General features: G+C 69.5%; 8 protein-coding genes. 3 read left to right on the top strand and 5 right to left on the bottom strand.

Annotation, left to right across the window (positions count from 1 at the left end):
* The coding region (locus VLK61_RS19540; RefSeq protein WP_325423294.1) for an acyl-CoA dehydrogenase C-terminal domain-containing protein at positions 1 to 240 on the top strand (240 nt) is incomplete at its 5' end.
* A 157-nt stretch (positions 241 to 397) separates the two neighbouring features.
* On the opposite strand, the gene VLK61_RS19535 is transcribed toward VLK61_RS19540, so the two are convergent.
* The 4 genes from VLK61_RS19535 to VLK61_RS19520 form a co-directional block, all read right to left on the bottom strand.
* Complete coding sequence (locus VLK61_RS19535) at positions 398 to 1366, bottom strand: Bug family tripartite tricarboxylate transporter substrate binding protein (RefSeq protein WP_325423293.1); 969 nt, start codon at positions 1364 to 1366, stop codon at positions 398 to 400.
* Between the two features lie 19 nt (positions 1367 to 1385).
* A complete protein-coding gene (locus VLK61_RS19530; RefSeq protein ID WP_325423292.1) occupies positions 1386 to 2159 on the bottom strand; it encodes an SDR family NAD(P)-dependent oxidoreductase in 774 nt (257 codons plus the stop codon).
* Positions 2160 to 2210: 51 nt separating this feature from the next.
* The gene (locus VLK61_RS19525) at positions 2211 to 2996 is read right to left on the bottom strand and encodes an enoyl-CoA hydratase/isomerase family protein (RefSeq protein WP_325423291.1); all 786 of its coding nucleotides are present in this window, start codon (positions 2994 to 2996) and stop codon (positions 2211 to 2213) included.
* 129 nt (positions 2997 to 3125) lie between these two features.
* Positions 3126 to 3959, bottom strand: coding sequence for a helix-turn-helix transcriptional regulator (locus VLK61_RS19520; protein ID WP_325423290.1), 834 nt, complete (start codon positions 3957 to 3959; stop codon positions 3126 to 3128).
* A gap of 141 nt (positions 3960 to 4100) precedes the next feature.
* On the opposite strand from VLK61_RS19520, the gene VLK61_RS19515 reads away from it, so the two are divergent.
* Positions 4101 to 4994 (top strand): LysR family transcriptional regulator, encoded by an 894-nt coding sequence (locus VLK61_RS19515; RefSeq protein ID WP_325423289.1) that lies wholly within the window; start codon positions 4101 to 4103, stop codon positions 4992 to 4994.
* A 108-nt stretch (positions 4995 to 5102) separates the two neighbouring features.
* Entirely contained in the window at positions 5103 to 5513 is a 411-nt protein-coding gene (locus tag VLK61_RS19510) for a nuclear transport factor 2 family protein (RefSeq protein ID WP_325423288.1), read from the top strand.
* A gap of 29 nt (positions 5514 to 5542) precedes the next feature.
* On the opposite strand, the gene VLK61_RS19505 is transcribed toward VLK61_RS19510, so the two are convergent.
* On the bottom strand, positions 5543 to 6622 hold the full coding sequence (locus VLK61_RS19505; RefSeq protein WP_325423287.1) for an SMP-30/gluconolactonase/LRE family protein: 1080 nt from the start codon (positions 6620 to 6622) through the stop codon (positions 5543 to 5545).
* Between the last annotated feature and the right edge of the window lie 14 nt (positions 6623 to 6636).

Raw genomic sequence — 6636 nt, 5'->3', positions numbered from 1 at the left:
GTGGCGGACGATTGGCTGCAGGCGCTGGGCATTGGGCTGTTTGCGCACGGGTTTGCGCGGGCCGATGCGCTGGCTGTGCGTGCGCTCGCTGCAGGCAGTACCGAGCCCGGCTTTTATCGGGCCAAGCGCGAAACGGCCGGGCACTGGATGCGCCATGGGCTGCCGCGGCTGCGGGCGCATCTGGCGGTTGTTGATGCTGAATTGGTGGTAGCACCAGACGGGGTTGGTGCTTTGGGCTGAAGGCGGCGCACTGGGGAGTGGCCGGGATTCCGCCCCGCCCGCCGGGGCGGAATCCCGGCAACTCCCCAGTACACCGTCCACGATCAATCGCGCAGCAGCAGCGAAGTAACGCGGTCACCGGCGGGGCTGCTGCCGTCGCGCTGCCGGGTTCTTGTGCTCAGTCCGTCTTGAATCCGCTGGCCTTGACCACCTGCGCCCAACGCTCGGTCTCGCTGCGCACCAGGGCCTGGGTGGCTTCCGCGCCGGCAGCCATCTCGGTGAAGCCGTTGTCGATGAGCCGGGCGCGAATGTCCGGCGTGCGCAGCGCGGCCAGCATCGCCTGCTCGATGGCCTGGCGCACCGGATCGGGCGTGCCGCTGGGCGCCAGGAGTGCGAACCAGGAGGTGAAGTTCAGCTGCGCGAAGCCGCTCTCGGCAAAGGTCGGCAGCTGCGGGAACAGCGGCGTGCGCTGCGCTGCGGTGGTGGCCAGCGCGCGGATCTTGCCGGTCGCCACCAGCAGCTTGGCCACCGCCGTGGAGGCGAAGCCGCCTTGCACGTCGCCGCTGGCCAAGGCGGCCGTGGCGTCGGGCCCGCTGCGGAAGTGCACCGGCTCGGCCGCGAAGCCGGCCGCGGCGGCCAGCATCTCGCCGCCGAAGTGCACCGGCGAGCCCGCGCCCAGCGTCGAGTACAGCACCGGGTGCTTGCGCGTGCGCATCAGCGCTACGTACTCGGCCACGGTCTGGGCCGGCAAGCTGGCCGGGATCAGGAACACCATGTCCGAGCCGGCAATGGTGGCCAGCCCGCTCAGCTCGCGCAGCGGGTTGTAGGGCAGCTTGCTGAAGGCCGCCGGCGCGATCGCAATGGCGCCCAGCTCGCCCAGCAGCAGCGTGTAGCCGTCGGCCGGGCTCTTGCAGACGGCCTGGGCGGCGATCTGGCCGCCAGCCCCGGGGCGGTTGTCGACCACGAAGCGCCAGCCGGTGCTGTCGCTCACTTTCTGCGTCAGCGCGCGCGCCAGCAGATCGGCCGCGGTGCCGGGCGGAAAGCCCAGCACCACGCGAATGGCGTGTTCGGGAAAGGCCGCGGCCTGCGCGCGGCCAAGGCCGGTGAACAAGGGCAGGGCGGCGGTGAGCAGGTGGCGGCGTTGCATGTGGTGCCTTCCGGTGCGCTCAGCGCGGCGGCGGCCGCGTGCCCGCGTCGATGCGGATCAGTTCGCCATTCATGTACGAACTTTCGACCAGGAAAGCCACCAGCGCGCCGAACTCGGCCGGCGTGCCCATGCGCTTGGGAAACTCCAGCGTCTCGATCAGCTTGGCCTTGATCTCGGGCGGTGCGCCGGCACCCATCGGCGTCTCGAACAGGCCCGGCGCGACGGCCAGCACGCGCACGTTGAATTGCGACAGGTCGCGCAGCATCGGCAAGGTCAGGCCGATCACGCCGGCCTTGCTGGCGGCGTAGGCGATCTGGCCCATCTGGCCTTCGATGCCGGCCAGCGACGAGGTGTTGACGATCACGCCGCGCTCGCCGGTGTCGGCATCGGGTTCGTTCTTGATCATCTCGGCGGCGGCCAGGCGCGCCACGTTGAAGGTGCCGACCAGGTTGATGTCCAGCACGCGGCGGAACTCGGCCAGCGGGTAGGGGCCCTTCTTGCTGACGGTGCGGCCCAGCGCACCGGGGATGCCGGCGCAGTTGACGCAGATGTGGATCGCACCGAAGGCCGCCAGCGCGGCGGCGATGCCTGCCTGCGCCGAAGCTTCATCGCTCACGTCGACCTGGCAGAAGATCGCCTGGTCTGGAAACTCGGCCGCCAGCGCCTGGCCGCGCGCCGCGTTCATGTCGAAGATCGCGCACCTGCCGCCGGCGGCGATGAGCTTGCGCACCGTGCCTTCGCCGAGGCCGGAGGCGCCGCCGGTGATCACGGCGGCCTTGTGTCGGATGTCCATGGAGAGTCTTTCGTTGGATAACAGTGATTCGCAGCGGCCTAAATCATCGGTCTAGTAGCCGCGGAATTCGGGCTTGCGCTTCTCGCCGAACGCGCGCCCGCCTTCGGCCGCGTCCCACGAACGCATGTGCTCGCCGGCGACCAGCTTCTCGGTCTTCACGGCCAGCTCGGCCGGCTGGCTCCAGCCGTCGTTGAGCAGCGTCTTCATGCGCGCCAGGCCGATGGGGCTCTTGCCGGCGATCTTGTCGGCCAGCGCCTGCACCTGGTCTTCCAGCTGCTCGGCCGGCACGGCGCGCGTGACCAGGCCGCACGCGACCATCTGTGCTGCGGGGAACAGCTCACCCGAGTACATCAGTAGCTTGGCCATGGCCAGGCCCACCAGGCGCGGCAGCCGCACAGTGGCGCCGCCGCCGGGCAGCGCGCCGAAATTGGCATGGGCGTCGCCGATCTTCGCGCTCTCGGCGGCGATGATGAAGTCGCACATCAGCGCCAGTTCCAGGCCGCCGCCGCAGCAGGTGCCGTTGACCGCGGCAATCACCGGCTTGGCGCAGCCCAGCAGCGCCTCTTCCATGCCGGCGGCCACCTGCAGGAAGCCGGGCTCGGGGCCGGGCTCGGCGTTCAGCGCCGGTGCATCGGTGAGGTCGGCGCCGGCGCAGAAGCCGCGTCCTTTGCCTGATACCACGATGACGCGCGTTTCGCTGCGTTCACGCAAGTCCAGCCAAGCGCTGCGCAACTCCTTCATGCAGTCGAAGGAGATGGCGTTCAGCGCCTGGGGGCGGTTGAGGTAGAGCCAGGAGACCGGCCCGCGGTGGTCGATCAGCAGGTGCTTGAAGGGCATGTGGGGTTCGCTGTCATGGGTGCGAATGCGCCAGCGGCATCGCGTCAATCCATTGTGCGAACCCGGTCGGCGGGCCGATGTCGTGTGCAAGCAGGACAGCGGCAGCGCGCCTGGCGCCCAGCGGCGCGTTCAGGCGGCAGCGCGCTCGCCGCCGCGCCGCCGCATCACCGCGGCGAACAGCTCGCGCCGCGTGGCGACGCCGAGTTTTTCGTAGGCCCGGGCGCGGTAGGTGATCACCGTGGTCGGGCGGATGTGCAGGTCGTCGGCAATGCGCTCGGCGGTGGCGCCGTCGAGGATGCGCTGCACCACCTCGCGTTCACGCAGCGTCAGCTGCGGGCACAGCTCGGCCAGCTCGTCGGTCACCGCGCCGCGGAAGTTCGATTCGCCATCGACGTCCAGCGCATAGTGCCGCGCCGCGCAGCTGGCGATCAGCGGCGCCAGGCCAACGAGGTAGTCGACATCGGTGTCGCTGAAGTTGCCGGCCGCCTCGTCGCGGTACAGGTTGACGGCCAGTGATTGCGAACGCCCGACACGCACCAGGATCGAGATGCGGTCGCCGATGCCGATGCATTCGTAACACTGCGCGCGGTAGTCGGCGTCCTCGATGTCGGCCAGGCTTTGGCGGTGCACGATCACCGGTGGCGCTTCGAAGCTGGCCGGGTAGCGGCCGATCAGGCCTTGCAGCGCATCCTTGCGGTAGAAGTCACGCGCATAGACCGAGGCGATGTTGAACACATGCCATTGATGCTGCAGGCTGGCGCCGGACACCAGGCGCGGGTTGCGATCGCCTTCGAACACCAGCATCGAACAATGGTGCGCGGCCACCTGCGCGCGCACCGTGGCCAGCACGGCCGAGGCCAGCGCGGTGCGATCCTTGCTGCCGATGGCGCCGACCACGCGCGCGGCCCCGCCGACGTCGATCGAGAGCGCCCGATCGCTCGGCCCGATAGTCCAGTGATGCATGCCCAGTCTCCATGTGGGCGGGATGCGGGTAGCACCGCCGCCAAGGGTCTTTGTTGCCCTTGATCAAGCATAGGATTGCGCGCTTGATTCAAGAACTGCCAGTCAAGCTATTCATAGAATCCAGAAAATGGATGGTTCGACATGAGTACCCCGGCGGCCTCGCTGGAACAACTGCGCGCGTTCGCCGCGGTCGTCGATGCCGGCGGCTTCTCGGCCGCGGCGCGGCAGCTGAAGCGCTCGCAGCCGGTGGTCAGCTACCTGGTGGCCAACCTGGAGGCGCATCTCGGGTTTTCCCTGTTCGAACGCGGCCGCCGCCGCCCGGTGCTGACCGAGCGCGGTGCGGCGCTGGTACCGCATGCGCGCCGCATCTGCCAGCTGTCCGACGTGATGGAGGCCAGCGCCGAGAACCTGCGCCGTGACGCCGAGAGCGCGCTGTCGCTGGCGGTCGACCCGCTGTTCCCCTGCGAGCGCCTGGGCCGCATCCTGGCCGAGTTTGCGCAGCGGCATCCTGCCGTGCCGGTGACCTTGCGCAGCCCGCCGATGGGTGCGGTGCTGGACCTGGTGCTGTCCAACGAATGCACGATGGGCATCAGCGTCATGCGTTTCAGCTGGCCCGATGCGATCGAGCCGCGCGAATTCGGCAGCGTCGATTTCCTGCCGGTGGCCGCGCCCACGCACCCCTTGGCCGGCCGCAGCACCGTGCCCAGCGAGACAGAGGTGCGCGAGCATGTGCAGCTGGTGCTGCTGGACACCGGCGAACGCACGAAGAGCCTAGCCGACTATTCGATCATGGGCCTGCACACCTGGCGTGTGACCGACCTGGCGCTGAAGCTCGCGTTGCTGCGCGCGGGCGTGGGCTGGGGCCACATGCCGCTGCACCTGGTCGCCGACGACCTGGCGCAGGGCCGCCTGGTCAAGCTGCGCATGCCAACGCTGCCCGGCGGCCAGGTGGGCTGGACGCTGATCCACCGCGCCGATTCACCACCCGGGCCGATGCGGCAGTGGCTGGCCGAGCGGCTGATTGCCTGGGACTGACACCGGGTCCTCATTCGGCACGACAGACGCACGCCCGCATCGGCCCGAGCATGCGCCGATGCTGGAGACGGGCACCACTGCCTGCCGCCATGCTGTAGGAGAGCCCTGATGGACCGCGCCCGCTACGACGACTACCTGCAATGCTTCAACCGCCGCGACTACGAAGCGGTGCTGGCGTTCTGGGCCGACGACTTCGAGATCGTCTTTGCCGGCTACCGCCTGCGCGGGCGCGAACAGATGCTGGGCTTCTACCGCTTCTTCCACCAGTACGTGGCCGAATCGGTGCACCCCAGCGCCTTCATCAGCGACGACAAGCTGCTGGTCATCGAAGCCACGGTACGGCTTGAAGCGGTGCAGACGCTAACGTCCGAAGTGGCCGCAGCCCATGGCTTCGGTCGGCTGTTCTGCCTGCCGCTGGGGCAGGTGATCGAGGTGCCGCAGTTCATCCACTACCACCTCGATGCGCAGGGCCGGTTTACCAAGGCCTTGTGTGCGGTGTTCGAGCCGCCTCACGATTGAGGCCGGGTCCGCGGAGGGCCGCATCGCCTTCAGGGCCGACTGGCGGGCAGCGCGCTGCGCACACGCGCGATCTGGCTGCCGCGCACCGAGCCGATCCAGAGTTCGTCGCCCACCGGCAGGGCCACGGTGGGCATGGTGAATTGCGCGTCGTCGCTGCGATAGAGCTCGCGCGCTGTCATCTGCGGGCTCACCACGACCACCTTGAAGCCAGCAGGGCAGTTCTGGCCCTTGTGCACGCAGGCCACCAGGCCGGCAGGGTCGGTGGCCTGGCCGGTGACGAGCACGCTGCCGTCCGGCAGACCGCGCAGGTTGTCGGGCATGAAGTCCAGGTCGAGCGCTGCGGGCTTGTCGGCCTGGCCGGCCAGCGGCACGCGCAGCAGCTGGCGCCGGGTCCAGGAGGCGACATAGGCCGAGCGCCCGTCGGGGCTGAGTTCGATGCCGTTGGGCGCCGCCAGCGCGGGCCCGGGCAGCGTGCTCCAGCCGGCCGCCGGCGTCCACTTGAGCAGGGCGCCGGTGGCCTCGCCGCGCAGCATGGCCAGCGCACCGTCCGGGCTGCTACGGTCGTACATCTTGGTGACCACGAAGCCGCCGCTGGGCAAGGCGGCCACACCGTTGGGATAGGCGTCAGCCGGCAACAGCACGCAGCCCAGCCAGCTCAGGCGTGGCGCGCCGTCGGCGAGTTCGACCTTGAAGACCTCGATCGACTCGCGTCCGCCGTGGTTGACGGCATACAGCGTGTGCACCTGGCTGCGGCTGTGCAAGTAGATGCCGTGCGGCGAAGCCTGCCGCGGGTCGGGTGGGCCAGGGCAGTCGGCATAGGTCTGGCGATCCCAGGCTGCGCTGCCGGCATTCGCCGGGTAGACCTCGCGCAGCGGAGCGCCTTGCCCGCTGACGGCATACAGCCCGCCGGCCACGGACTTGTCCAGCGACATCGAGCTGGCCAAGACCCATCCGGTCCCCGGCAGCATCACCAGGTCCTCGGGCAGTCGGGGGCCCGGAACATAGTCGAGCTGCGGCGCGGCCTGGGCCATCAGACTCGCGCACAGTGCGGCCCCCGCGGCGCAGCGGGCCAGGTTGGCGTGCCAGTAGTGATGTCGCTTGCTTGCCATCTTGTCGCCTCATC

This window comes from Aquabacterium sp. (genome assembly GCF_035476535.1).
Taxonomy (GTDB): Bacteria; Pseudomonadota; Gammaproteobacteria; order Burkholderiales; family Burkholderiaceae_C; genus Pseudaquabacterium.
This window is presented reverse-complemented; position numbering and strand designations above follow the sequence as displayed.

Bases quoted from the DNA above. Each gene is read 5' to 3' on its own strand.
- VLK61_RS19535 (WP_325423293.1), bottom strand. From the start codon at position 1,366: ATGCAACGCCGCCACCTGCTCACCGCCGCCCTGCCCTTGTTCACCGGC.
- VLK61_RS19530 (WP_325423292.1), bottom strand. From the start codon at position 2,159: ATGGACATCCGACACAAGGCCGCCGTGATCACCGGCGGCGCCTCCGGC.
- VLK61_RS19525 (WP_325423291.1), bottom strand. From the start codon at position 2,996: ATGCCCTTCAAGCACCTGCTGATCGACCACCGCGGGCCGGTCTCCTGG.
- VLK61_RS19520 (WP_325423290.1), bottom strand. From the start codon at position 3,959: ATGCATCACTGGACTATCGGGCCGAGCGATCGGGCGCTCTCGATCGAC.
- VLK61_RS19515 (WP_325423289.1), top strand. From the start codon at position 4,101: ATGAGTACCCCGGCGGCCTCGCTGGAACAACTGCGCGCGTTCGCCGCG.
- VLK61_RS19510 (WP_325423288.1), top strand. From the start codon at position 5,103: ATGGACCGCGCCCGCTACGACGACTACCTGCAATGCTTCAACCGCCGC.
- VLK61_RS19505 (WP_325423287.1), bottom strand. From the start codon at position 6,622: ATGGCAAGCAAGCGACATCACTACTGGCACGCCAACCTGGCCCGCTGC.